Origin of the sequence: Ferruginibacter sp., from assembly GCF_028288465.1 — a bacterium.
GTDB lineage: Bacteria > Bacteroidota > Bacteroidia > Chitinophagales > Chitinophagaceae > Ferruginibacter.
On the sequence record NZ_JAQBNR010000060.1, the window covers coordinates 56,803 to 82,844 of the forward strand.

21 protein-coding genes are annotated in these 26,042 nt (G+C 42.7%); 12 read left to right on the forward strand and 9 right to left on the reverse strand.

The window, feature by feature from the left end; translation table 11 throughout:
- Nucleotides 1-78 precede the first annotated feature (78 nt).
- The 5 genes from JWR61_RS23095 (at nucleotide 79) to JWR61_RS23115 (ending at nucleotide 3,403) form a co-directional block, all read left to right on the forward strand.
- Entirely contained in the window at nucleotides 79-507 is a 429-nt protein-coding gene (locus JWR61_RS23095; RefSeq protein WP_301930069.1) for a small multi-drug export protein, read from the forward strand.
- A 209-nt stretch (nucleotides 508-716) separates the two neighbouring features.
- Nucleotides 717-1,094: a hypothetical protein gene (locus JWR61_RS23100; protein WP_301930070.1), complete on the forward strand. Its 378-nt coding sequence runs from the start codon at nucleotides 717-719 to the stop codon at nucleotides 1,092-1,094.
- Between the two features lie 102 nt (nucleotides 1,095-1,196).
- The gene (locus JWR61_RS23105) at nucleotides 1,197-1,688 is read left to right on the forward strand and encodes a hypothetical protein (RefSeq protein ID WP_301930071.1); all 492 of its coding nucleotides are present in this window, start codon (nucleotides 1,197-1,199) and stop codon (nucleotides 1,686-1,688) included.
- A 70-nt stretch (nucleotides 1,689-1,758) separates the two neighbouring features.
- Complete coding sequence (locus JWR61_RS23110) at nucleotides 1,759-2,733, forward strand: YitT family protein (RefSeq protein ID WP_301930072.1); 975 nt, start codon at nucleotides 1,759-1,761, stop codon at nucleotides 2,731-2,733.
- Nucleotides 2,734-2,908: 175 nt separating this feature from the next.
- Entirely contained in the window at nucleotides 2,909-3,403 is a 495-nt protein-coding gene (locus JWR61_RS23115) for a YdeI/OmpD-associated family protein (protein ID WP_301930073.1), read from the forward strand.
- A gap of 12 nt (nucleotides 3,404-3,415) precedes the next feature.
- Here JWR61_RS23115 and tpx read toward each other — a convergent pair whose 3' ends face one another.
- Nucleotides 3,416-4,009 carry a thiol peroxidase gene (gene tpx, locus JWR61_RS23120; RefSeq protein WP_301930074.1) on the reverse strand — a complete coding sequence of 198 codons (594 nt, stop codon included), beginning with the start codon at nucleotides 4,007-4,009 and terminating at the stop codon, nucleotides 3,416-3,418.
- A gap of 165 nt (nucleotides 4,010-4,174) precedes the next feature.
- Nucleotides 4,175-4,891, reverse strand: a complete 717-nt coding sequence (locus JWR61_RS23125) for a YdcF family protein (RefSeq protein ID WP_301930075.1) — start codon at nucleotides 4,889-4,891, stop codon at nucleotides 4,175-4,177.
- A gap of 364 nt (nucleotides 4,892-5,255) precedes the next feature.
- Here JWR61_RS23125 and JWR61_RS23130 point away from each other — a divergent pair, with 364 nt between their 5' ends.
- Nucleotides 5,256-7,154, forward strand: coding sequence for a gliding motility-associated C-terminal domain-containing protein (locus tag JWR61_RS23130; protein WP_301930076.1), 1,899 nt, complete (start codon nucleotides 5,256-5,258; stop codon nucleotides 7,152-7,154).
- 74 nt (nucleotides 7,155-7,228) lie between these two features.
- On the opposite strand, the gene JWR61_RS23135 is transcribed toward JWR61_RS23130, so the two are convergent.
- The 3 genes from JWR61_RS23135 to JWR61_RS23145 all read right to left on the reverse strand — a co-directional run bounded on the left by JWR61_RS23135 (nucleotide 7,229) and on the right by JWR61_RS23145 (nucleotide 9,681).
- Nucleotides 7,229-7,357, reverse strand: a complete 129-nt coding sequence (locus JWR61_RS23135; protein ID WP_290337292.1) for a hypothetical protein — start codon at nucleotides 7,355-7,357, stop codon at nucleotides 7,229-7,231.
- A gap of 696 nt (nucleotides 7,358-8,053) precedes the next feature.
- Nucleotides 8,054-8,797, reverse strand: a complete 744-nt coding sequence (locus JWR61_RS23140; RefSeq protein ID WP_301930077.1) for a YqjF family protein — start codon at nucleotides 8,795-8,797, stop codon at nucleotides 8,054-8,056.
- Nucleotides 8,798-9,201: 404 nt separating this feature from the next.
- Complete coding sequence (locus JWR61_RS23145) at nucleotides 9,202-9,681, reverse strand: VOC family protein (RefSeq protein ID WP_301930078.1); 480 nt, start codon at nucleotides 9,679-9,681, stop codon at nucleotides 9,202-9,204.
- Between the two features lie 523 nt (nucleotides 9,682-10,204).
- Here JWR61_RS23145 and JWR61_RS23150 point away from each other — a divergent pair.
- Nucleotides 10,205-12,034, forward strand: coding sequence for a family 16 glycoside hydrolase (locus JWR61_RS23150; RefSeq protein ID WP_301930079.1), 1,830 nt, complete (start codon nucleotides 10,205-10,207; stop codon nucleotides 12,032-12,034).
- Between the two features lie 19 nt (nucleotides 12,035-12,053).
- Complete coding sequence (locus tag JWR61_RS23155; RefSeq protein ID WP_301930080.1) at nucleotides 12,054-13,973, forward strand: hypothetical protein; 1,920 nt, start codon at nucleotides 12,054-12,056, stop codon at nucleotides 13,971-13,973.
- Between the two features lie 169 nt (nucleotides 13,974-14,142).
- Here JWR61_RS23155 and JWR61_RS23160 read toward each other — a convergent pair whose 3' ends face one another.
- Together JWR61_RS23160 and JWR61_RS23165 are read right to left on the reverse strand one after the other, a co-directional pair.
- A complete protein-coding gene (locus tag JWR61_RS23160) occupies nucleotides 14,143-16,233 on the reverse strand; it encodes an alpha-L-fucosidase (RefSeq protein ID WP_301930081.1) in 2,091 nt (696 codons plus the stop codon).
- Between the two features lie 384 nt (nucleotides 16,234-16,617).
- Complete coding sequence (locus tag JWR61_RS23165; protein ID WP_301930082.1) at nucleotides 16,618-17,052, reverse strand: nuclear transport factor 2 family protein; 435 nt, start codon at nucleotides 17,050-17,052, stop codon at nucleotides 16,618-16,620.
- Between the two features lie 388 nt (nucleotides 17,053-17,440).
- Here JWR61_RS23165 and JWR61_RS23170 point away from each other — a divergent pair, with 388 nt between their 5' ends.
- From JWR61_RS23170 to JWR61_RS23180, 3 genes are read left to right on the forward strand one after another with little or no spacing between them, the layout of a single operon-like run.
- Complete coding sequence (locus JWR61_RS23170) at nucleotides 17,441-19,021, forward strand: L-serine ammonia-lyase, iron-sulfur-dependent, subunit alpha (RefSeq protein ID WP_301930083.1); 1,581 nt, start codon at nucleotides 17,441-17,443, stop codon at nucleotides 19,019-19,021.
- Nucleotides 19,022-19,058: 37 nt separating this feature from the next.
- Nucleotides 19,059-19,952 (forward strand): sulfite exporter TauE/SafE family protein, encoded by an 894-nt coding sequence (locus JWR61_RS23175; RefSeq protein WP_301930084.1) that lies wholly within the window; start codon nucleotides 19,059-19,061, stop codon nucleotides 19,950-19,952.
- Complete coding sequence (locus JWR61_RS23180; protein WP_301930085.1) at nucleotides 19,921-22,443, forward strand: glycoside hydrolase family 95 protein; 2,523 nt, start codon at nucleotides 19,921-19,923, stop codon at nucleotides 22,441-22,443. The genes JWR61_RS23175 and JWR61_RS23180 overlap by 32 nt, the downstream gene beginning before the upstream one ends.
- A gap of 330 nt (nucleotides 22,444-22,773) precedes the next feature.
- Here the strand turns inward: JWR61_RS23180 and JWR61_RS23185 are convergent, their stop codons facing one another.
- Together JWR61_RS23185 and JWR61_RS23190 are read right to left on the reverse strand one after the other, a co-directional pair.
- Complete coding sequence (locus JWR61_RS23185) at nucleotides 22,774-23,367, reverse strand: dihydrofolate reductase family protein (RefSeq protein ID WP_301930086.1); 594 nt, start codon at nucleotides 23,365-23,367, stop codon at nucleotides 22,774-22,776.
- Between the two features lie 355 nt (nucleotides 23,368-23,722).
- The gene (locus tag JWR61_RS23190; protein ID WP_301930087.1) at nucleotides 23,723-24,547 is read right to left on the reverse strand and encodes a glycoside hydrolase family 16 protein; all 825 of its coding nucleotides are present in this window, start codon (nucleotides 24,545-24,547) and stop codon (nucleotides 23,723-23,725) included.
- A 325-nt stretch (nucleotides 24,548-24,872) separates the two neighbouring features.
- Here JWR61_RS23190 and JWR61_RS23195 point away from each other — a divergent pair, with 325 nt between their 5' ends.
- Nucleotides 24,873-25,982 (forward strand): glycosylase, encoded by a 1,110-nt coding sequence (locus JWR61_RS23195; protein WP_301930088.1) that lies wholly within the window; start codon nucleotides 24,873-24,875, stop codon nucleotides 25,980-25,982.
- Nucleotides 25,983-26,042: the final 60 nt, after the last annotated feature.

Sequence of the window (26,042 nt, forward strand, 5' to 3'; positions counted from 1 at the left end):
CAGCAATCAAAACATCCAGGTCATTCAAACGGCCAACTGCAGGATTAAAATAGCTTAATATTGCCGAAAACACAGTCAATGCTTTATAAAATACTTACCGTTGCCGGCCTTGCTACTTTTGAAATTTATGCAGCCATCCCTGCAGGGTTTGCATTTGGTCTAACGCCCTGGACCATTTTTTTTGCCAGCCTTGCAGGCGGTATTGTGGGTGTATTTGTTGCGGCATTTTTAGGCGGCGCCATTGAAAAATTAATCACCCGTTTCAGAAAGCCAAAAGCCGTTCCAAAAGAGACCAAGCCCAACCTGGCACATAAACTCTGGCAAAAATATGGCATTATAGGCCTGGGCTTCTTAGGCACTTTTACTGTTGGCGCACCGGTAAGCATCGCGGTAGGGGTAGGCTTTAATGTTAACATGCACCGGCTGGCTACCTGGTGCTGCATTGGTGTGCTGGCCCGTTGCGCTGTTTTTACCCTGTTGGGTTATTATGGAACAAAATTGCTTTAAAACACAACAGCATGATGATAGCAAGAGGTGAAGAATGCTGTACACTTTTACATTGCACATTATCTTTCGTATACTAACGTCTGATAGCGTAAGGGAGGGTATCGGGCACCCTGTGCTGCTTTTCAATTCATTTTACACAAAGCTGTTCAGTTACTATCAGCACGAGCCATCACCGGGCATATGCCAGCCAAAACACCTATCTTCGTGACTTGAAAAATTGCTTAAAAAATATTGGTATACTCTCGGCGTTAACACTGTATTGCTTCGTTGTAATTGTATACAGTGGTATTGCCATTGGTAACGCCGATGCTTTTTTAAAACCCGTTTCTGCTGAACAGCCAGGCTGTAAAAAGGCTGTTGCTGCGGCCTCATTTTTTCATACTACCCAATCTGACATTTCGGGTGCTATTGTCAATGCCTGCAAAACTGCACCATTTAAAAATACCCACGACGAAATCCTCTCTGGATTAAAAGCAGCTGAACAACTATTTTCACAACGTTTTTTGCAATACAATTTGTATTCAAAAAACTGCCTGATAAGGTTACAGAAAACGGCGCTCATTTTTCCTTTCCACTATTTCTGGTAGCTTTTTTTATTTTTTCTTTCAATTAAGTACATTTTTTTCATCGTACTCCCCCACCCGGTTACATGCCGGGAGGTGGTACCTCATTAATTAAAAAAAATAAAAATGGATATAGGAACATCTGTTACCGCAATACTTATTGTAATTGCCTGCATTATACCTTTTGTAATAATGAATAAAATAAATACTCGCCGCGAACGGCAATTTTCGCAACCGCTTTTTAACCTGGCGAAACATCACCAATCCAGGCTTTCGCAATATGATACCTGGAGCCATGCAGCCGTAGGCATTGATTATACAAATGGCATTGTTTTCTTTTTCAAAAAGATAAATAACGTCGAAACATCCCGGGAGATAAGACTTTCAGCAATCAAAAAATGCCGGGTGATTCATGTTTCACAAACTGTAAACGACGGGCAGGAAAATTTTAAAGGCATTGCCAGGCTTACACTCGCATTTGAACATTTGGACAACACCAAAGCAGATGAGTTGCTGGAATTTTACGATGCAGATTCAGATGGTGGCTCGTTAACCGGAGAGTTGCAATTGATAGAAAAGTGGCGGCAGCTTATTGACAATAAAATGAACGCGAAATAGTACAAGTCAAATAAACATAGGTGCCGCAAACAGTGTGGCGCTTATATTTTTAACTGTTAAAATAAGCGGTATGACTCCCATCACCCAAATAATTGCCCAAACAGTTTTGCGGCAAGGCAAAAAAAAACAGCAGGAAAGCGAAAACTTTTCCAGTTACCGCCTTGCTAAAAAGCACCGTGAATTCTTAATTACAATTAAAGGGTACTTTAAAGATTTTCTGCTGATAACTGCGGGCATATTTTCAGCCTCCTTTGGCTTTAAAGGCTTTTTGCTTACCAATCATTTTATTGATGGTGGTGCAACAGGTATTTCATTGCTGATTTCTGCTTTAACACAAATTCCGTTGTATATCTTAATCATTTGTGTGAACATTCCGTTTATTCTGCTGGCCTATAATGTGGTGGGTAAACAGTTTGCAGTAAAAACGGCGCTGTCCATTGCCGGCCTGGCCATCTGCCTGGCTACCGTACATTTTCCTAACATCACCAACGATAATTTACTGGTAGCTGTATTCGGTGGTTTCTTTTTGGGCGCAGGCATTGGCCTTGCAGTTCGAGGAGGTGCTGTTATTGATGGTACAGAAGTACTGGCCATTTTTTTAAGCCGGAAATTCGGCACCACCATTGGCGACATCATCATTGTAATCAATGTGTTTATATTTTCGGTAGCGGCTTATTTTTTATCAATTGAAGTAGCACTTTATTCCATGATCACTTATTTGTCAGCTTCCAAAACGCTTGACTTTATTGTTGAGGGTATTGATGAATACATGGGCGTTACAATTATATCCTCCCACAGCAATGAAATACGGCAAATGATCATTGATGTAATGGGCCGTGGCGTTACTGTGTACAGCGGCAAACGTGGCTATGGTAAAACTGGGGAAACAACAGAAGTGGATATTATTTATACTGTAATTACACGGCTGGAGTTGAACAAATTAAATACTGAGATTCAAAAAATCGAACCCTCTGCTTTTGTGGTAATCAATACTGTAAAAGATACAAAGGGTGGTATGATTAAGAAAAGGCCTTTGCAGCACTGATCAATAAGAATGACAATAAAATGCCCCGGGACAGTGTATCATTCCGGAGCATTTTGTTTATGTCATTGATACTAGTGTTTGTCATTTGGCAATCATACCTTTCGGTATATTTTCAAACCTCTTTTATAACAGATCCTTTTTTGCTGAAGGTGTACGGCTAAAAGAAAGAATAACAATGAAAAAATTACTTGTCAACGCACAATATCAAATCAAAAAACAAGCGGGCAAAGGTGGCTGGAACTATATTGTAATTACAACAATTCCGGCGGATAAAAGAAATCACCTGGGTCTGATAAGGGTAAGCGGTTTTATCGACACTTATGAGTTGAAACAGTTTAATTTACTTCCCATGAAGGACGGCAATATGATGCTGCCATTGAAAACAGTTGTACGCAAACAAATTGCTAAAAAAGAGGGTGACCAGGTGCATGTAAAATTATACGAGGATGATTCACCTGTTGCCATTCCGGATGAAATACTGCTTTGTTTGCTGGACTCGCCAAAAGCCCACCAGTTCTTTCTATCGTTAACCTCCAGCAATCAAAAATATTATATCGACTGGATTGAAGACGCCAAAAGACTGGAAACAAAGGCAGAAAGAATTATTAAAACAATCGGCCGTTTGGAAAACGGTTTAAAATTTTATGATTGGTTGAGGAAGGAATTATAATTCAACTTTGTTTTATTTTACTGCAGCAATTGCAGCCGCATAGTCAGGCTCCTGGCCTATTTCAGGCACTTGTTGCTCGTACACAATTTTACCTTCCGGATTCACAACCACCACTGCACGGCTCAACAAGCCTCTCATAGGACCATCAGCTATTTGTACACCATACATGTTGCCAAAATCAGTTCTGAAATCAGATAACATTACTACGTGATCTATGCCTTCGGCACCACAAAATTGCTTTTGTGCAAAGGGCAAATCTTTAGAAATGCATAGCACTACAGCATTATTTAGCCCCGCAGCATCTTCGTTAAATTTTCTAACAGACTTGGAACACACGCCGGTATTAACACTCGGGAAAATATTCATGATAATGAATTTTCCTTTATAGTCAGCCAGGGCTTTTTCTTTAAGATCAACACCGGTTAATGTAAAGTCTTTAACGGGAGTACCTACAGCGGGCAATTTTCCAACTGTATGAATCACTTTGCCACCCAGGGTAATAGCTGTACCGCTTTGTTGTGCAAAACAACTGAAAGAAAGGTATGTACCAAGGAGTAGAATAATGAGGGCTTTCGCAAAAAATGCGGCGTTATTGTTTCTGGTCATAAAGAGTGAATTATGTATGTTGTATTCAAATATACCCCATAAACATGTATGGCGGAATTGTTGTTTGCTTACAAACTGATTTATTGTATAATTAACCCAACGTTCACAGCGTACCTATAAGTTTTTGGTGATATAACATACGGGAAGGCGGTATAGGTAACTACATCAGTTTTGCAACGTCGCTTTTAAATTGCCAAGGTATTCGTGAATCACATAATTCATTAACCCGATACGTTCAAAAGAAGGTAACCATTTTATATCCTCCTGAACCGGTCCTTCATTTATTTTATAATTTGTTGGAGCAGCAATGGGATTAAATCCCTGTGCAGCAAATAGTTTTATTGCCCTCGGCATGTGAATGGCATCGGTGACAATAATAACATGAGATTTTTTACTGTAATGTGCAGACAGCTCACGGGCTTCTTCCTGGGTAGTGCTGGGTAAATTAAGTGTTTCCAGCTGACTGGAATCCACACCTAATACGATGGCTGCCCGTTTGGTAACCTGTGCCTGCGTTTCCAGGCCAAGTGAAGAATACCCCGAGCAAATAATGGTGCTGTTCTTTATCATCCTGTGCACACGGATAGCCTCAGCCAACCGGCCTAAAGCACACCATCCAATTTGCGCATTCGGGGGCAAACGCTTGTCCAATACATATCCACTTCCCAGCACGTGAATCAATACCCTTTCTGAATCATTGAAATTGGTTGCCGCCGGGTAAGGCAGGTATTTGCTTTCTAACCTACCGGCCAGGTAATTGGGTAAATAGGCTGTAGAACAAATTAAAAATATCAAAATAGCGCCGCTGATAAAAATGATCGCTGTTCTTCTTCTTTTGTACCTGTTAAAAATAAATGCAAGCGCCAACAAAAGTATAAGCAAATTGAGAACAGTAAACTGACCCTTAAGGGCGTATAAAAAATTTGACATCAGAATAAAAAATGAAAGCGAAGGTATTGATTATCTGCTGTTTTTATTTTATCAATTTGAACTTTGACACTATCACCATGCGCCGGAAAAACCTGGGTTATAAACATGCAGATCTTTTTTCGCAAATGATTTTTTGTACAATATCAGTTAGCCTCATTTCTTCGTTATGTAAAAGAAACACCGATAGGCAGAGATGAATAACAGCACGGAGACATATTAAAAAACAATTGTACCTTTATCATTTTCAACAAACAGTGAAAACCAGGAAAGCCACTTGTTTTGGCGATACACGGCAAAGCAACTTCTTTCTTTAGTCATGAAAAAAATTACGGTTAAACTTCTACCTACCCAATGTATAGCAATACTTCTATTGCTGTCGTTTACTATTTCGTTATCTATTACCACTAAGGCACAGCATCGCGATTATGGAATTGCCTATTCAGGTAATTTAAAAGGAGGCATCTCCATTTTTGGAAATACCTTACTTCATTTGGTTAAAGCCGATGGCACGGTTAACATTGATGCAATGAACGGTAACAGTGCAGATGGAAACAGTTCCTACGATAACGGTGCATTTGGAACCGCAGATATGCAGTTTGTTGATATTGACGGCAACTCAGGTAATGGTGCAGGCACAAGAAATTCTTCTTCTGCCGATTTGATTTTACCTGCAGGAACTAACAATATTAAATTTGCCCGCTTATATTGGGGCGGCAGGGTTGTAAAGTCTGATTTTGATATGACCCTTGCCCAAAACCAAACCATCAAAATAAGAAAAGGTGCATCAGGTGCTTACCAGGAGTTTGCTGCGGCTCAACTGGATAGAGATATTTCCAATCCGGGGCGGGATGGCGAGTTTTGCTTTTACCAGGCATTTACGGATATCACCGCCCTGGTACAACAGAATGGAAACGGCACTTATGCGGTGGGCAATGCGGCGCTTTCAAACGGTCTCGGCGGAGATTTCGGAAACTACGGGGCCTGGAGTATTGTAGTGGTGTACGAAAATGCTTCGGTGTCATATAACAGTGTAAGGGTTTATGATGGTTTTCAGCAAATTTATGAACACAGCGCTTCCACGGTAACCCATATTACACTAACCGGTTTGAATGTGCCGGGTGGAGCACTTGCTTCCAAAGATGCTAAACTGGGTATCATTACCTGGGAAGGCGACGCAAAATACACCGGAGATGTGTTCAGCATCAATGGAAATAATTTTAGCAATGCCATTAACCCGGTAAATAATGTTTGGAATGGTACCATCTCTGATGACGGTAAACATGTTACTACTAAAAATCCCAATTATACAGATCAGATGGGCATTGACATTGACCAGTTTTATGTTGGCACCGGCTATGGCATTTTACCCAATGCTACCAGTGTAAACCTTGACCTGGGCACTACCGAAGACCAATATTTTTGTGGCGTAATAACCATGGTGATTAAAATGAAGGACCCTTCCCTCAAGGTGGTGAAGACTGTAGCTGATGCCAATAAAAATGGCACTGCCGAACCCGGTGAAGTATTAACTTATCAGTTAAAAGGCGCCAATATTGGTTATGGAAAAGCGACTGGAGTTCTGGTTACAGATACATTGCCGGCCGGCATAACCTACCAGCGCAATTCGTTGATTGTAATGTATGGCCCGGGCGAAGTGCCGGGATTAAAAACAGACAGGTCGGATGATGATGTAGCAGAATATAACGCTTCAGCCAACTCAGTTACATTCAGAATGGGGTTTAATGCCAGTGCAACGGACGGAGGCTACCTGGATCATGGCGATTCATTCCTTGTAGCATTTAATGTAATTGTAAATGTGCCTGACAACAAGCTGGAGGCACCAATTACCAATGTTGCCCGGGTAGTTGCCGAATCTGAAAGTGGAGACCGTTTTGTGGATGAAGGCTCCGCTGTGATCTACCTGCATTTTCCGCCTGTACCAGAAGATAAAAACATTCATATACCAAATGCCTTTACACCCAACGACGACAATTTAAATGACCGTTGGCAAATCCCCTGGCTGATCTATTATCCGCTTGCCGAAATATCCATATTCAACCGGTATGGCCAACTGGTATTTTTTGACAAGGGCAATACCAAACAATGGGATGGAAAAACGAATGGCAAAAAACAACCCATCGGCGCCTATGTGTACAGGATAGATTTTAAAAATGGCGCTAAAATAAAAGGCGGAACCGTTTTGCTCCTGCGCTAAATTACCTGGCACATGCCTGCCACTGTTTCTGAAAAGTTAGCCCCGGGACAAGGAGGGACAACCCAAGTCGAATATCAATACCCGCTGAAACCCCGGTTACTAACGCCGTGGTTGTGCATTGACTGCCGGGAGCCGTTGCAAGCCGACAACAATAACACAGCAATTACCAGCATTGACAGCCATTTGTAATAGTTCTTTTTCATAGGATTATTTTAGGTTTGGGTTATGCGGATGTTGAGTAAACAGGTAATAATTAAACGGTTTTTAAAGGCCCTTTATTGTAACAACCGGGAATGCTTTTTACGATATGTAACATAATTAAAGTTAATCTTCCTTTCTTCCCCCCACAATGCCATATGTTTTAATTAACTGAAGTTTTTTTCACGGTTCTTCCAGCGGTTTTTTCCGGGGCAGGCCCTCGTCTTGATTCACTGTTTTATTAATCGGCAGTTGCAGGTTATTCGTAAAATTGAAGGTAAAAATGCGGCCAGGTTCAGGATCCGAAACAAAAATAACGAACAATTAAGGCAGGCAGAACTGACAGAACAAAAATAACCGAATAGGTATTTTCAGTTGCAGCTGCCGGTAACCGCCCTTTGCATACTGCTGCTTTTTTTGTTCCCTTTTTTATGAGGCGTATCAAAATTAAGACTGCCATCATCAGGCAGACGGGCATTACTTCGCGTTCGAATACCTTGCACTGCTTGTACATGCCCTGGCTGGCTTTTTTTTCCTGCCTATTTTCCTGCAGCGTGGCGGTGCTCTTGCAGTAGCAATTAAGTCAAAAACTACCTGTAAATTCCTCCTGTTGCCATAAACGACCGAGGGTTTTGCTGCAGTTGAAAAAGAACAGCATATCCTGCCAGAGCGGGTTGTATGTTGCCTGAAACACTGCCCCTTTAGCCTATAAATGAAGCAGCTTTTATTTTTAACGGCTTACGTACAATAACTGCAGATCCCCTGGCAAGAAAAACAGAACGGGGCTCCACACCATCAATAAACTGCACAAATGTTTTTCCGTATAGCTTGGCTATATCGGCCTGTAGCAAATAACTTGTCACCGGATATACCTGCCAGCGGGGATGCTCCACAGCATATTCAATAGTGGTATCTTTATTAAGCTGGTTGTACCCATAATAGTGCTCCAAAATAAATTCGGCTTCACTGCCTGGTTCAATTTCCTGTAAATCGGTTCCCGCTTCTACCGTAATAAAATTCCACTGCTGGTTTCTTTTCTTCCAGTGATAGTTTACAAGCAGTTGATTCTTTTCTTCCTTTATGCTGTGAAACATTTTCGCAGTACTGTAGTGTTCATTATACAAAATATTGGCGCAGGCTGCAATAGCCCTTTTTGGTACAATTTCAGAAATAAAGACAGTTCCCCTTTTCCAGTTTTTGCCATCAGAATACCGCACATAAAAGCGAAGATTTACTTCTTCAAAATTGGCATGCCAGGGCCAGGAAATACCCAGCACTTTAGTATCGTTGAATAAAAAACCTACAACACTTACCAGTGCCTTGCCATGGTATAAATCAAGGGTTGTGTAGGGTGGCAAGTATGGTTGCAGCACAGATGCGTCTACTTCATAATTCAGCATAGCCAGGTATTCCCAGGCTGCTGATAAAAATATTTTCTTTTGCATACTTATTTATTTTCCAGCAGCCATCAAAGTGAGTATAAAGTAACCTCCAGAGATGGATTACAACATGTGTCATTTTGTACTTTTCTAAAAGTTACTGAACAAACTTCAAAAAAACATTTCAAGCCTGGTACTACATACACCTGTAATTACTTGTTACAAGAAGCAGGTTGGTGTTGTTATGGCTCGTTTTTTTTCAATCATTGGCCATGTAGCTTCCGTCGGTGCAGACTTCTTCAGGTTGGTAAACACATGCAAAGTCAAAAAGTTGAATCGATGGCAAAATGCCAAAGATATTTCAGCAAACCAGTTGTTTATTTTGCCAGAATTTTATAAGGTATACATCCTTTTATTTAGTTGAACAAATGCAAAGCCTGCTAATTTTATCTGCAAATATTTTTAGGCACTCAGCCTTTTGGCTCCCATAATTCAACTTTGTTACCTTCTGCATCAAGGATGTGCACAAATTTACCGTAATCGTAAGTTTCAATCGTATCGACAATGATAACACCATTCTTTGTTAATTCTTCAACAAGTGATTCCAGGTTTTCAACACTGTAGTTTATCATAAAATCTTTTGTTGAAGGTTCAAAGTATTTGGTTGTTTCGGCAAAAGGCGTCCATTGGGTTTGCGCCTTCTTTGTACTATCTGCACCTTCATACCATTCAAAACTTGCCCCATATGGATTGGTGTTTAAACCAAGATGCTGCTGGTACCATGCCGTCATTTTTTTTGGGTCTTTGCATTTAAAAAAAATACCACCAATGCCAGTTACTTTCTTCATTTTGATTGTTTGTTTATTTTGTTTGGAAATGACAGACTTGAATGCAAAACCAGAAAGAAAGGCTGCGGCAAAAACTAACATAGTAAATAGTATCTTTCTCATTTGCTTAATTTTTGTTGTTTGTTGTATCGTTCAGTAGTTTACTTTAAACGGGTAAATTTATGCAATCCTGTCCTAAATAAGTATGGTCAATCTTGCAGTAACCTGCCCGGAAAAATGTGTCAATAAACCTGTGCCAGTTGATGGCTTTTCACCTTGTTGTCATCCATTCGACGGCACACCAGCGATGATCGATTCTCAAAACCGGCCATTGAAAATGTTGTTTTTGGATTGCTTAATCAAGTAATGCGGCACCAATGTTTATTGATGATCTGTACCATTGCAAAAGCAACTAAACAAAAACAAAGTTGGGCAAATTACAATGGCTGTGCAACACAGATTTACAACCAGTTAAAATTGCAATGGTTATTATAAATAATGCTTTCAAAATAGCATCTAAGCAACATACCTTTCTGTACAATGGATAAAATAACTCATTAAAAAAGCAAATAAATATCAGATCAAACCAAGTTTTTTGTTGATTTTTACCACCGCTAACTGTTAATCAAACAACAAATTATTGCTTATGCCATTTACCCGTTTTAGTTTTTGCTTTACTGCCCTGGCATGTTTTGCAGCGGTCATGTGCTCCCTGCAGGGTGCACAAGCCCAAAACAAGCTTACACTTTCAGACCTGGGCGACTTTAAAAATGCAGGTGCCAACTGGCATATTGCAGGTACTGTAAAAGCAGATCTTACTCAGAAAAATACCCTCAATTATTCAACCGGAGTGGGCGTATTGGTGAACCTGCCAACAGATGCAGCACAGGATGATTTGTTTACCAATTTGCAGCACGGCGACCTGGATATAGAACTGGACTATATGATGGCAAAGGGCTCCAATTCCGGCATTTATTTGCAGGGCAGGTATGAAGTGCAGCTGCTGGATAGCTGGGGAGTGTTGAATCCTCATTCCGGCGACAACGGTGGCATTTATGAAAGGTGGGATGATGCTAAGCCCGAAGGGAAAAAAGGGTATGACGGGCATGCACCAAGGCAAAATGTTAGCCGGGCGCCAGGCTTGTGGCAACACCTGAAGATCAGCTTCCAGGCACCGAAGTTTGAAGGTGGCGTAAAAATCACCAATGCAAAAATGATTGGTGTAACACTGAACGGCGTATTAATACAGGAGAATGTGGAATTAAGTGGACCTACCCGTGGCGCTGTTGCAAATGATGAAGTAGCGGAGGCTGCTTTGCGCTTACAGGGCGATCATGGACCTGTAGCTTTCAGGAATATAGTGCTCAGTAATTACAATAAAGGAAGGCCTTCATTAACAGGCATTCATTACGCCGTGTATAAAGGCAAATATGTGGTGGAGCCCAACTACAACACCCTTAAACCAATGATGCAAAAAGCCGCTCCCATTATCAGCTCTGCTATCAGCGGATTACCCGATAATGAATATATCCTGCGGTACACGGGCATGCTGCATGTACAGGAGCCGGGTGAATATAATTTTAGCATCAATACTTTTGGCGGCGGGGGCACATTAAAAATTAACAATGCTACAGTGATTCCATTTAGCAACTGGCGTGGCAAGGGTACAGCAAATTTAGCAGCAGGTGATATCCCTTTTGAACTGAGCTATTCAAAATATATCGATTGGGCAAAACCTGCGGTTGGCGTCAGTATAAAGGGGCCCGGTGTAAGGGAGTTTCTTGTTTCAGATGCCAACATTTCAACTGGTGACGATGCTGATCCGGTCCTGGTGGATGCACCCGATAATATTATTTTGCGCAGCTTTATGGATTTGCCGGAAGGTGGCCGGGTGGTACATGCCGTAAATGTTGGCAGCCCCGAAAAAATTCACTACACCTATGACATGGACAATGGAATGATAGTGCAGTTATGGCGGGGAAATTTTTTAGATGCAACGCCCATGTGGCATGAAAGAGGCGACGGATCTTCCAGGCCAACAGGCGCCATTCAATATTTTGGTAAACCTGGATTGAATATAGCAAAACTAACCGATGCGAATGCCCGTTGGGTAACAGATACAAGTAACGCCGGATACCGGGCTAAAGGCTATGAACTGGATGAAAAAGGCCGGCCGGCATTTAAATACCTGTTGTACGGAACTTCCGTAAGCGATGCCACCACAGTTACTGAAAATGGCCAGGGTATTCACCGGCAAATCAGTCTGCAGGATGCAACGGACAATATTTACATGCGGTTAGCCACGGCAAATTCCATTGAAGACATGGGCAACGGATGGTATCTTATAAATGACCAGTCTTATTATTTAAAATTGGACGATGCTGCTGCTGCAAAACCATTGATCCGCGGGCAGGATGGGTCAAAGGAACTCATTGTTCCGGTTCATAAAAGCATCGGCTATTCTATTCTTTTTTAATCTCTACAGCATTTACATTATGATAGCATTTATATCCCGTTTTACTTCCAGGCGCTTTAAACAGATTCTGTTAGCGGGGCTGGTAATGGTAGGTTGGCATAGCGCTGTGTTATGCCAGGAAACTGCCAAAGAAGAAGATTTTTTCAAAATTAACAAAGTGCGCTCTCCCGAAGGAACCTTGCTGGAAGTGGGCGGACTATGCACATTGCCGAATGGAGATTTGGCAGTGACCACCCGCCGGGGAGATATTTTTATTGTGGAGAATCCAACCAGTGCAAAACCTTTCTTTCGAAAGTTTGCATCCGGTTTGCATGAGGTGTTGGGTGCAGCTTACAAAAACGGTTCACTGTATGTGGTACAACGTGGCGAGTTGACGAGGCTATTCGATTCCAACATGGACGGCAAGGCAGATGTATTTGAAACGGTATATGCCTGGCCAATCTCTGGCAATTATCATGAATATAGTTTTGGCCCCAAACTGGCGCCCGATGGTTCTTTTTTCGTCACGCTGAACCTTGGCTTTCCTGCTGCCTGGTGGCATCCCGAAAGCATGGTTCCATGGCGGGGATGGACCTTACACATTTTTGATGACGGCCGCATGGAACCGTGGGCCGCAGGCATGCGCTCTCCCTGCGGTATCAGCATGATAGATGGTGAATTATTTTATACTGATAACCAGGGCGACTGGGTTGCTTCCGGCAGTATTATGCCGGTTAAAAAAGGCGCTTTTATGGGGCATCCGGCAAGCCTGGTTTGGACGGGTATGAAAAATTCTCCATTGAGTTTAACCCAGCAACAAATATTCAGCAAGGTAAATCCACGGATAGAATTTGGACCCGATGGTGAACAGGTAAAACCAGAAAATAAGGAGAACGAAAAATTTTTAACAGCATTTGAAATGAAAAAGAATATCCCGGAAATGCAGTTACCGGCCGTTTGGCTACCACATGGCATTTTGGGAATTTCCACCTCCGAAATTGTTAAAGTGCCCAAAGGTGTTTTTGGCCCTTTTGAAGGACAGTTACTGGTTGGAGACCAGGGCCAAAGTAAATTAAGCCGTGTATTTATGGAAACTGTAAATGGCGTGCTGCAGGGTTGCGCATGGGATTTTAGAAGTGGTTTTCAGTCAGGCGTGGTACGGCTGGCCTGGGCTAATGACGGCTCTCTGTTTATTGGTGAAACCAACAGAGGTTGGGGATCCGCCGGCGATGCCAATGAAGGATTGCAGCGACTGACATGGAACAACAGGGTGCCTTTTGAAATGAGAACGGTAAAAGCGATGCCGGACGGATTTGAAATAGAATTTACTAAACCGGTAGATAAAAAATATGCTGCGGATCTTGCGTCCTACGCCATTGAAAGTTTCATCTACAAATACCACGGTGTGTACGGCAGCCCACCGGTGAACAAACAGAAATGTGTGGTTAAAGGTGTAAAGGTGGCAGCCGATGCAATGAGTGTTCGGTTGATTGTGAGTAACCTCCGGCAATACTATATTCACACTATTACCCTGGATGGCATCAGGGATAAAGAGAATGCTTATTCATTGGTGCATCCAACAGGTTATTATACCCTCAACAATATCCCGGAAGGTGCAAAGCTTTCCCTGAAAGAAGTAAGCACCGTCAATACCGCCAAACGCATCATGGCTGCCGGTAAAGCACCAGCGGGCACGGCCACCTACGCACAAATAAAACCGTTGCTGGTGAAGTATACCTGTGTGGCTTGTCACAATCCTGATAAAAAGCAGGTTGGCCCCGGTTTTATTGATGTTGCAAAAAGAAATTATCCGGTAGATAAAATATTGCAGCTGATAAAAAATCCCCAGCCGCAAAACTGGCCTGGATACGCCACACCAATGGCGCCTATGCCACAGGTACCAGCAACTGATGCCCGAAGAATTGCAGCCTGGATCAATTCGCTTGACGATAAAAAATAAATGTCATATAATTACTTAAGAGCGCCCATACGATTGCTTTGCAGAAGACATTATTGATCGGGTTATAATCGCTAAGAAACAAAATGGACAAACCGGGTTATATTTCCATTTGTCCATTTTGATTTTTTTACTATGTTGTATATACCCAGGCTTGTGCAGCAACCTGATATCACTCCGTAATTACCTCAAATTCGGCATACCCTACCCTATTGTCACCTTGCGTATTTTGAAGCGCCTGTAGTTTAATGAAGCGTGCCTTTTGGGGAGCAAATGATTTTGATTGCAACAAAGGATTGTTTTTAATATTGGCAAATTCGCCTTCATTCACTTTTGTCCATTCAACGCCATCCTGAGAAATAAAAAAAGCATATTTGGAGATAATACCCGAAGCCCACCAGTTTTGATCTGGCAGGTATTTAAAGCCACTCACATTTTCCATCTTACCTAAATCGATTACCAGGTCAACAGGCAGTTGCATGCTATTGTTTTGGTACCATTGTGTGCCCGGGTTGCCATCCAATATGTTATTGACAGTCGTATCATTAATGCCAATTATTTTCCAGTTCTTTCTGGCTATCTCAAAACTTTCTTCTGTTACCGAACTGGACTTCCCCGTTTTTGCATCCCAGGCAATCGCTTTTATCATCACTTTGCCATCACCCGTTTTAACCGGACCGGTGTATTTTGCAGCCGTTGCCGGCGTAGGATTACTGCCATTTGTTGTGTAATAAATTTGAGATTCAGCATCTGCCGGTTTGATAGTGATATCGCCTGACCGCTCACGAACTACAACCGGCGGCGCCAATATTTGTGGTGCATTATAGATACCCATGCTGGAAATAAGCGGGCTGCTTTTGGCATCAGTAACAGCAAAGCGAAGTTTGGTGGCGGTCACTGTTGGAAAGCGAAGGATGCGCTTGTACCCAATGGTGGTTTGTTTTGCCAGTTCTTTCCAAGCACCATTTACAAATCCTTCAACCGTGAATGATTTTACACGCTGACCCAATGGTATGTATTCCTGCACCAGAAAACGGTTGAAAGTAACTGGCTTTGTGAACTGCATCGTCAACGAACCTGTCTTCACATCACCGTCTGTTGCCCAATAGGTTTTGTTGCTTTGGTCAATGGCTTTATCTCCTGCAAATTTTTCATCCTTTCCGCGAAAATTGGAGGCTGCAGTTTTGCAACCGGTCAGCAGGTTTACAGCAAATGCTTTTTTAACTGCCTGTGCAAATGCTGTTACTACTTTTTCGTCTTTGGGATGTATTAATCCATTGGGCATTATAGGAAAATTCAACAACAAAGTAGCGTTGCGACCAATGGAGTTATAATAGATCTCCATCAACTGCGGCAATGTTTTTACTTTACCATCCTCTTTTTTATGGTAAAACCATTCGGGCCTGATCGAAGTGTTTACTTCACCGGGCACCCATTTGTTGCCATTTTCTACACCATGGCGAAGCATATCTTCAGGCACATCACCGGTTGAGTCCAGCAGGCTCCAGTTTGTTTCGCCCACATAGCCGGCTTCTGTACCCACCCAGCGCAAGTCTGCTCTTTTTCCACCATCGTTCCAGATCACTATTTTGGGTTGCAGTTCCCGTACCAGTTTATAAGTATTCTCCCAATCATAATAGGTGGTGCGGTCAATTTTACGTGTTTCGTTGGCACCGCCATAATAGCCATTGCCACCATTGGCTCCATCAAACCACACTTCAAAAATATCCCCGTAGTTGGTCAGCAATTCCCGCAGCTGGTTTCGGAAATACGTAATGTATTCCGGCTTACCATAGTCTGCCCGGTTTCTATCCCATGGTGATAAATAAATACCCAGTTTCAATCCATATTCTTTACATGCCTCAGACATCTCCCTGACAATATCGCCCTTGCCATTTTTCCAGGGACAATTTTTTACAGAGTATTCCGTATATTTTGAAGGCCATAAACAAAAGCCGCTATGGTGCTTGGCGGTAATGATAATGCCCTTCATCCCGGCCTCCTTCGCAATACGGGCCCACTGGCGGCAATCGAGCGAAACCGGGTTAAAGGTTTTTGGATCTTCATCGCCATTTCCCCATGCCATATCGGTATAAGTATTCACGGAAAAGTGAACAAAAGCATAGTACTCCATTTGCTGCCATGCCAGCTGGTTTGCGGTTGGCAATGGTCCGAAAGGCGCTGGCGTGTTTGACTGGCCAACGGCATAAAAATGTACTGTTGCAAAAAGGAGAACGGCTGAAAAAATATTTTTATAATTCATCTGATTGAGGGCAGGTAAGCTGTTACTTTTTAATTGGTTTAAGTTGTGATTTTAAATGGAAATTTACATCCTTTCGCTTTAAACTTTACCATTTTTTAATTTCATTCAAATAAAATTATCTAAATTTCAATAGGTCACAACGATCGGTATTGACGGATGTTACTTATGTGATGCCCACCGGCTAGTTAGCCAGCCTGTTGAAGAACAAAAGGCAAATGAAACAAAGCTGCCGGTTCTTGTTACGGCCAGCTCTACTGCTCAAAACATTTAAGGGGTGGTGTATTATTTTCTTTATTATTTAAAGTGAATCGATATTCTCAACTCTTTGTATGGCCAGTGTAATTGAAAGAACTGTCTTGTTTCACTTCAATAATGGCTCATTTACTATTTCTTTTCCGGAATTTTCCCCACGCTGGCCAGCACGCATTTCCACTTACCCCGTTCTTTGATAAAAATATCCTGCGAAAAATAATTGGCACTAAATGGAATTCCATTTGCAACTCCTTTTTCTTTCGACTTACATAAAACGATCACCGTATTTTTGTATATCCTGTATTCAAAATCGTAAGGAGTACAATATTCGTAAAGGGAGCTATCCTTCCTGAAATTTTCAAGGGTTTGCTGCCGGTTATTTCGTCCGCCGGTTCTTCCTAAATTAATAAAATCATCCGCTAATACGCCGCTTATTAAATTAATATCATGGAAAACATAGGCATTATGCCAATCCAATTCAAGACGCTCTATCGTCCTGATATCTTTATTTACTTTTTGTGCCTGCACATTTGTACCTGCAAACAAAACAATAACTAAAATTAACATGCAGATCAGGGATTTTAAATTTTGTTTTTCCATAATTCATTAAATGTTGGATGTTTGTCAGCACTGCCAGCCGATACGATAATGGTTGTATCATCCGCAAGTAAAACAAAAATTATGGTTTATACCAACGCTTCCATCTAATCAAATTTTCCGCAGGCATATCCTGCCCCCTATTAATAATTGTATTGTAACAAGGTGATTGTAAGAGGGGGTGCACTTTTACCAAAGGTTGTTTGACTGCACCCAAACCAATTTCAATTGTAACATTTCGGGGCAATGCTTTTAAAGAAGTGTTGCAGCAAAGTCAGAATGTAGCAACAGTTCCAATGTATACTTTGCCTGAATTAAAAATAACTTGTAGATTTAGGAGACTTAAACGCCATACTGTATGCGCAACTATCCCAGTATATTCAACGATGTGATTGGCCCGGTAATGCGGGGGCCATCCAGTTCACACTGTGCTGCTTCTTTACGAATTGGCAAATTATGCCGCGATTTGATGGACGGTCAGATGAGTCATATTTTAATCGAGTTTGACCCACACGGCTCCCTGGCTACCACGCACACCAGCCAGGGTTCAGATATGGGATTGTTTGGTGGCTTTTTGGGATGGGAAGCCTATGATGAAAGACTACCGGCTTCAGCTGACCACATCGACCGGGCAGGCATTAAAATCGAAATTGAAATCAGCCCGTTAACTGCCAGCAATCACCCCAATACCTACCAGCTCACATTGAGTTCAAAAGAGGAATGCAGGCGAATGGTAGCTGTCTCGACCGGCGGCGGAATGATTGAAGTGATCTCGATAGATGGCGCTGCTGTATCTATGGCAGGTGATTATTTTGAAACACTGATTTACTGTGATCACCCTGAAAATGTTACTGCCTTTTTGCAGGAAGCAGCGGATGTTGATGCACTGGAATGGCATCCCGGTGAACATTCTTTTATTGAAATAAAAGCGCAGCAATTTTTACCCGGCAATTTATGCAACGAGCTGCTTGCATTTACTGAAGTACACCGCATTAAAAAGCTGGCGCCGGTGTTACCCATCATGGCAAGAAAAAATATTTCAGTACCCTTTATTACCTGCCAGGAAATGTTGCAATACAACCAGGATAAAAATTTTTCTCTTTGGGAACTGGCGGTGGAGTATGAAAGTGAAAGAGGCGGCATTACCAAAGAAGCTGTGTTTGAAAAAATGCGTGCTATTTTTCGCATCATGGAAAATGCCATTCAACTGGGTTTGAAAGGAACGCACTACGATGACAGAATATTAGGAAGCCAGTCTCTGCAATTTAAAGAACAGTTACAAAAAAAACGGTTGCCCGGCGGTGATGCCAGTAATACCATCATCATGTATGTGTCGGCAATGATGGAAGTTAAAAGTTCAATGGGGGTAATTGTGGCAGCGCCAACGGCCGGCTCATGCGGTGCTTTGCCCGGGGCAATTATAGGCATGGGAGAATCGCTTGGCCTATCCGAAGATGAAAAAGTAAAAGGCCTGTTAGCAGCCGGTTTAATAGGTGTATTTATTGCCGCACATGCCACCTTTGCCGCGGAAGTGGGCGGCTGTATGGCGGAGACAGGCAGTGGCGGAGGCATGGCCGCTGCAGGAATTGTGGTAATGGCAAATGGTTCATTAAACCAGTCGCTGGCTGCAGCATCGCTGGCTTTGCAAAATTCATTGGGGCTAATTTGCGACCCCATCGGTAACCGGGTAGAAGCACCCTGCCTGGGGCGAAATGTAATGGCAGCAACCAATGCAGCAGCCTGCGCTAACATGGCTTTGTCTGATTACAATCATTTAATTCCATTGGATGAAGTAATTGACACCATGCAAAAAGTAGGAAATGAAATTCATCATACACTCCGTTGCACCAATTTAGGCGGCTTGTCAGTTACAGCTGCAGCAAAAGAAATAGAAGCACAACTGGAGATGCAATCCGCCCCATTTTTTAAAGTATGTTAAACCAATCGCAGTTTTAAAGTGTAACAATTTTAAAGATATGATTACAATAATCTGGGTGACACTTTTACTGTTGGGGATTGGATATATAATACTGTTGGCCCGTGATGTGCTTAAACATCAAGCTGTTTTAGAAAATATAAACATTTACATAACCGCCATCATTGGCTTTGTAGTAAACTTCTTTGATGTACTGGGCATTGGCGCTTTTGCCCCGCAAACTGCTCTTTTAAAATTCACCAAACAAACTGACGACGCCATACTACCAGGCACCTTGAACGTAACCAACACTATCCCGGTCGTCATCCAGGCGCTTATATTTATTCAAATCATTGAAGTAGATGTATTAACACTGGTATTGATGCTGGTGGCCGCAACAATGGGTGCCTTAATGGGCGCAGGTTTCATTGCAGCGTTGCCGGTAAAATCAATCCGCCTCATTATGGGTTTTGCATTACTGGTTACTGTTGGTTTTATGCTGGCGACAAAAATGAATTGGATACAGGGCGGCGGCGATGCCATTGCCCTGACCGGGTATAAATTAATGATAGCAGTGGCAGTGAACTTTTTGCTGGGTGCTTTAATGACCGCAGGCATCGGGTTGTATGCTCCCTGTATGGCGCTGGTATTTGCGTTAGGTATGTCGCCACAGGTGGCGTTTCCGGTAATGATGGGCTCATGCGCCTTTTTGATGCCGCCTGCATCTGCAAAATTTATCAGTAAAGGGGCTTACAACAGAAAAGCTACCGTTGCGATGGCAATCCCCGGATCGGTCGCGGTATTAATTGCTGCTTACTTTGTAAAATCACTGCCACTCGATCATTTAAAAACGGTGGTGATGATCGTTATTTTAATTACCAGCGCCATCATGTTTAAAGATGCATTTAAAAAACCAACTACAAATGAACTTACCTCACATCCAGACAAAATCTAAAACCGGTTCTTTAAAAAAACGAAGCAAAATAATTTTGTTATGCAAGGGTTTCATCATGTTATTCTGCCATATGCCCGCTTTATTATTTGCACAGGAGCAACCAATGTCAGCCAGGATAGATCAACAAAACTTTTCGCCCGCAACCCTGATGTGGTATAAAAAACCCGCTGCAAAATGGGAAGATGCTCTGCCTGTGGGGAATGGAAGGTTGGGTGCAATGGTATACGGTAAAACCGATGAAGAAATTATACAACTCAATGAAGATACTTACTGGTCAGGCGGCCCGTATTCAACCGTAGTAAAAGATGGATATAAAACATTGCCCGTCATTCAACAACTGGTTTTTGAAGGCGAGTTCTTAAAAGCGCATAATTTATTTGGCAGAAAATTAATGGGCTATCCTGTGGAACAACAGAAATACCAGTCGCTGGCTAATTTGCATTTCTTATTTCCAAAACAGGATTCAGTTACCAGCTATAAACGCTGGCTCGACCTTGAAACCGCCACTACCGGCGTATCGTTTTCGACGGGTGGTGTACAGTACCAGCGGGAAATTTTTGCTTCTGCACCAGACCAGGTAATCGTTATCCGGTTTACTGCGGATAAGCCCGGCAGTATCAGTTTTTCAGCCAGCCTGCACGGAGAAAGAAATCAGACACACTCCAACTATGCTACCGATTACTTTCAGATGGATAGTTATGGAAAGGATGGTTTGAAATTAACTGGTAAGAGCGCCGATTATATGGGTGTAAAAGGTCAGTTAAAATACGAAGCCATTCTAAAAGCCATACCCGAAGGCGGCAGGATAACAATAGATGATGCTACTTTGACCATAGAAAACGCAAATGCCGTAACGTTGTATTTTGCAGCAGCTACCAACTTTGTAAACTACCAGGATGTATCTGCCAATGCGCATGAGCGTGTGCAAAATTACCTTGGCAATGTGCAGCAAAAAAAGTTCACGGATATAAGAGCTGCGCATATAACGGATCATCAACTTTTATTTAAAAGAGCAGTGCTTACTTTTCCCGGCACTACCAATTCTTTTCTGCCAACAGATCAAAGATTGCAGCAAATACAAACAACCAGCGATCCACAGTTGGCGGCTTTGTGTTATCAGTTTGGCAGGTATATCCTGATCGCTTCGTCAAGAGAGGGTACGCAGGCAGCCAACCTGCAGGGCATTTGGAATAACAATATGAACCCTCCATGGGATTCAAAATATACAACCAATATAAATACCCAGATGAACTACTGGGCGGTGGAGTCTGCAAACCTCTCTGAATGTGCATCGCCATTGTATCAGTTGGTAAAAGACGTTACCGAGCAGGGTGCGCAGGTTGCCAAAGAACATTATGGAGCCAGCGGTTGGGTATTACACCAAAACACTGATCTGTGGCGGGTAGCTGCTCCCATGGACGGCCCTACCTGGGGTACCTTTACAGTAGGTGGTGCCTGGCTGGTCAATGAATTGTGGGAACATTACAAATTCACAAGAGACATTGATTATGTAAAAGATTTTTACCCCATCTTAAAAGGTTCAGTAGATTTTTTTATGCATTTCCTCGTGAAGCATCCCAACGGAAAATGGTTGGTTACCAATCCCTCTACATCGCCGGAAAATTTTCCGGGCAGTCCTAAAAACGGCCCCTATTTCGATGAAGTTACCGGGAGCACATTGCCGGGCACAACCATCTGTGCAGGGTCATCTATTGACATGCAGATTTTATCCGACCTCTTCACCAATTATGAGCAGGCAAGTAAGTTATTGGGTAAGGATACCGCCTATGCAGTGAAAGTGGCAGCGGCAAGAAAACAATTGGTGCCGCCGCAAACAGGCAAGGATGGTTCCCTGCAGGAATGGAGTGAGGACTGGCCGCAGCTGGAAAAAAATCACCGGCATTTTTCTCACCTGTATGGTTTGTACCCGGGCAATGTATTGTCAGTTAAAAAAACGCCCCAATGGGTAGATGCATGCAAAGCGGTATTAAACCAACGCGGCGATGAAGGAGCAGGCTGGTCAAGAGCATGGAAGATGTCGCTGTGGGCAAGATTGTACGATGGTGAAAGAGCCTATAAAATTTTTAAAGGCTATTTAAAAGATCAATGTTTTTTACAATTGTTTGCAAAATGCTTTACGCCCATGCAGGTAGATGGTTCGTTGGGTGTAACGGCCGGCATTACCGAAATGTTGGTACAATCGCATGAAGACGCCATTGATTTTTTACCCGCATTACCAAAGGAATGGAGTACCGGTAGTTTTGAAGGCGTTTGTGTAAGAGGTGGCTTTGAGCTAAATTTTAGCTGGCAAAATAATCGGTTAATCCATGCGGGCATCCTGTCGAAGGCAGGGGCAATCTGTACACTTCATTTACCAGGCAAAGTAAAAGTAACCCACAACGGAAAGCCGGTTAAATTAACAATGTTGCCAGGTAATATTGCTGGTTTTCAAACACAAAAAAATGCGGTTTATCAGGTATTAATTTTATAGTTGAAAAATGCCAGCTGAGGGATTTAAAATATAAACAATCAGCGCCATCCGGAAGAGTACACCCGCTGTTTTAAATAGTTAGTTGGCAGATGAAAACCATGCAAAAAACTTAACTAAATGGCTGGCTTATGATGCAGCGGGCTGCCGGAACAGAAGCCAGCGACACATTGATGAACCATTTACCAAAGAACAGATGGTATTCATCGTTACACCTTTCTTTGTTTACCTATATCAACCACCAACAAAAGCTGCCGCAGAAGTGGCAGCTTTTTTATACCAGACATTAAGAATCAAATTATCCGTCCAACAAGTTCGTTCCCTGTTTTTCTTTTACACTTCAATGGTACCTGTTTTAACTCGGCCGGCCCGATTGTAACAGGCAATAATAACCCCGGTTGTTGTAATCACACTTTCTGTTAATTTGAATGCTGCCGGAATTGCTCCATTGCCAAATAACTTTTTTCCGTTACCAAGCGTTAATGGATAAATTTTTAGCCTGAGTTGGTCCACTAAATCATGCTTAAATAGCAGCTGGACAAGCTCGCTACTGCCCCATACCTGGATGTCCGCACCAGCCGACTTTTTAAGTTGTTCAATATCTGTCAAGTTGTTGAGGAAAACTGAGTTTTTCCAATCTGATGCTTTCCTGGTTGCGGACATCACGTATTTGGTGCCTTCATTAATACCCGGCCAAAATTCTGCATGTTCTGGCCAGTAATTTTCCCAAAGCTCGAATGTTTTTCTGCCCAGCAAATAATCTGCGGGCTGAAGCTCTTTTTGCAGCACCTTACCAAAAGCTTCGTCCGTGTAAGGTGCGGTCCAGCCGCCATATTTAAAGTCGCCTGATGTATCTTCCCCTGTTCCGCCGGGGGCCTGCAGTACGCCATCTAGTGTTATCATTGATAAGACTGTTATTGTTCTCATGTTGCTTGTCCTCCTTTAATTTTTTAAAATGCTTAAAATGGTTTGGTAGCCTTCCCCCAGTTTCGGGGCATACAAATTTCGCCAATAAAAACCGGTTGACATTGTGTAAATGCGACATTACTGGTGGCAGTTTACGACAAGTCAGGAAGGGAAGCGCAGCGCCGGCAAATAGGGTCGTTCCGGTCGCATGATCATAAACCTTGCAACCCCCGTAAAAACAGGTAATGATTGAACAGGCCTACCCGCACAACTTGCCCCATTGAAACATTATTGACGTTATGAAGCAAGCTCAGAATAATATACCGGATTCAAATTCATCCAGCAGATTGTAAGGGGCATAACCAGGCCTGCATTTTTATTGCTGCTGGTACACCCGCACATAATCCACTTCAAACTTTCGCGGAAAACTTGTACGGCGTGGATCACCACCATTCATACCACCTACGGCCAGGTTGAGCAACATGTAATGTGGTTGTTTAAAAGGATTGAAACCAGTGCCATCTTTATTCTCCAGCGAATCAAGTGCTACCTTGTTCAGCAGCTGCCCATCCACGTACAAGGCGATAAATGCAGGTGTCCAGTCCATCTTCCACACATGAAACCTGGATGACCAGGCGGTACCATCCATTGAGTCAACGGGAACCCGGCGGCTAAACCATTCGGGGTTGCCATCCTTACCCAGGCAGGCAATATTTGCCAGCAGCTTTCCTTTGTAATATTCCATGATATCTATCTCGCCGTTGGCAGGCCAGGACTTTTCAACACCCAGTGTCCACCAGGCAGGCCACATGCCTTCGCTGACGTCAATGCGTGCCCTTAGTTCGAAACGGCCGTACGTCCAGCTTTTCTTACCTGCTGTTACCAGGCACGATGAAGTGTAATTAATCAGCGCTCTTTTTTTTGCCCAGTTATTGCTGCCGGGTACATAACCAGGATTGGGCTTTTGCTCACGCTTTGCTTCAATTACCAGCATGCCGTTTTTATACCATGCATTTTCGGGTTGGTACCACTGCGCTTCTTCGTTTCGCACAAAGCCATGCTCGTATCCCCATTTAGTGGAATCTGGTCGTCCCTCCTTTTCAAACTCATCTGACCATACAAGTTTATAGTTTGATTGCTGCTGCGCCGCTGAAGTCAAATAAATTCCAGCAAGTAATACCATGAGCACTAGTCTGTACATAAAAATAAATGAGTGGTTTAAAATAAAACAGATGATACTTACACTTACACAAATGTAGCCATCCATTGCCAGGAAACAGGGTTGAAAGGCAGATGATTGTAACACTTACCGGCAGCTGTATTATAAGCGACTGTGCATGCTGTAACAGCCCTGTGCAATAAGAAAGCCTACCTTAATGCTGTTCCATTTTTCAGCATCCGTACTAAAATGTCCATTCATCCTGCAATCGCAGGCAACGTTAAAATGAGTAGCTTGCATTTGGTTTACCAACAGTGCTACAACTGTAGCATCAAACAATCACCCCAAAAAAATAGTCACAAGTAGTATGAAGCATCAGCAACGCTGCCCCCGTTTAACCATCCTTTTCCTGTTAATTTTTTCTTTCGTACGGGCGCAGAACAACAACATACAGATACGGGAGGAAGTGATGCAAAAAGTGTACAACGAAGTAAAGACGCCCTATAAGTATGGACTGGTAATGGTTCCGCCGGATGATGGTAAAAAACTGGATTGCCCTACCATTTTTAAAAAAGAAAAAAGCTGGTACATGACCTACATTGTTTATGATGGCAGGGGCTATGAAACATGGCTGGCAAAAAGCAGTAACGTGTTACGATGGAAAACCCTTGGAAAAATCCTGTCGTTTGCTGATACTCCTGGCTGGGATGCCAACCAAAAAGCAGGTTATAATGCCCTGCAGGATATGCATTGGGGTGGTAACTACCAGCTGCAGCAATATGATAACAAATACTGGATGTCTTACCTCGGAGGTAATACAACAGGCTACGAAGCAGGCCGGCTGTCCATTGGTATGGCCTGGACTGACAAAGATCCTGCCGTTGCGCATGAATGGCAACGCACAGGTTCGCCAGTGTTAAAATCAACTGACGCCGATGCCAGATGGTATGATAATGGTACGTTATTTAAATCCTCGGTTATATGGGATGTATCAAAAAAAACGGGCCACCCTTTTGTGATGTATTACAACGCACGTGGCGATAGCACTAACCCCGGCAAAGCTGCTGAGAGAATCAGCATGGCGGTATCCGATAATATGGTTGACTGGAAACGGTACGGTACCTCGCCGGTTATAGATCATCATGCAGGAATTTCAGGCGATGCCGTCATTCAAAAAATAGATGATTGTTATGTGATGTTTTATTTCGGCGCATTCTGGAATGAGCGCAAAAAATATGCTGCCTTCAATCGCTTTGCCTGTTCGTACGACCTGATTAACTGGACCGACTGGACGGGCGAAGACCTGGTAAAACCAAGCGAGCCCTATGACGAAACCTATGCCCACAAATCTTTTGTAATAAAATATAAGGGCATAGTATACCATTTCTATTGTGCTGTTAACAGCAAAGAGCAACGGGGTATTGCTGTAGCAACCTCCGAAGATAAAGGAAAGAGCAATATCACATTTTCAAAATAGTTTTATATAATGGCTTTGTATGGCTCGCCGTTACTTATTCCGGGAATGTTGGCTGAAGTT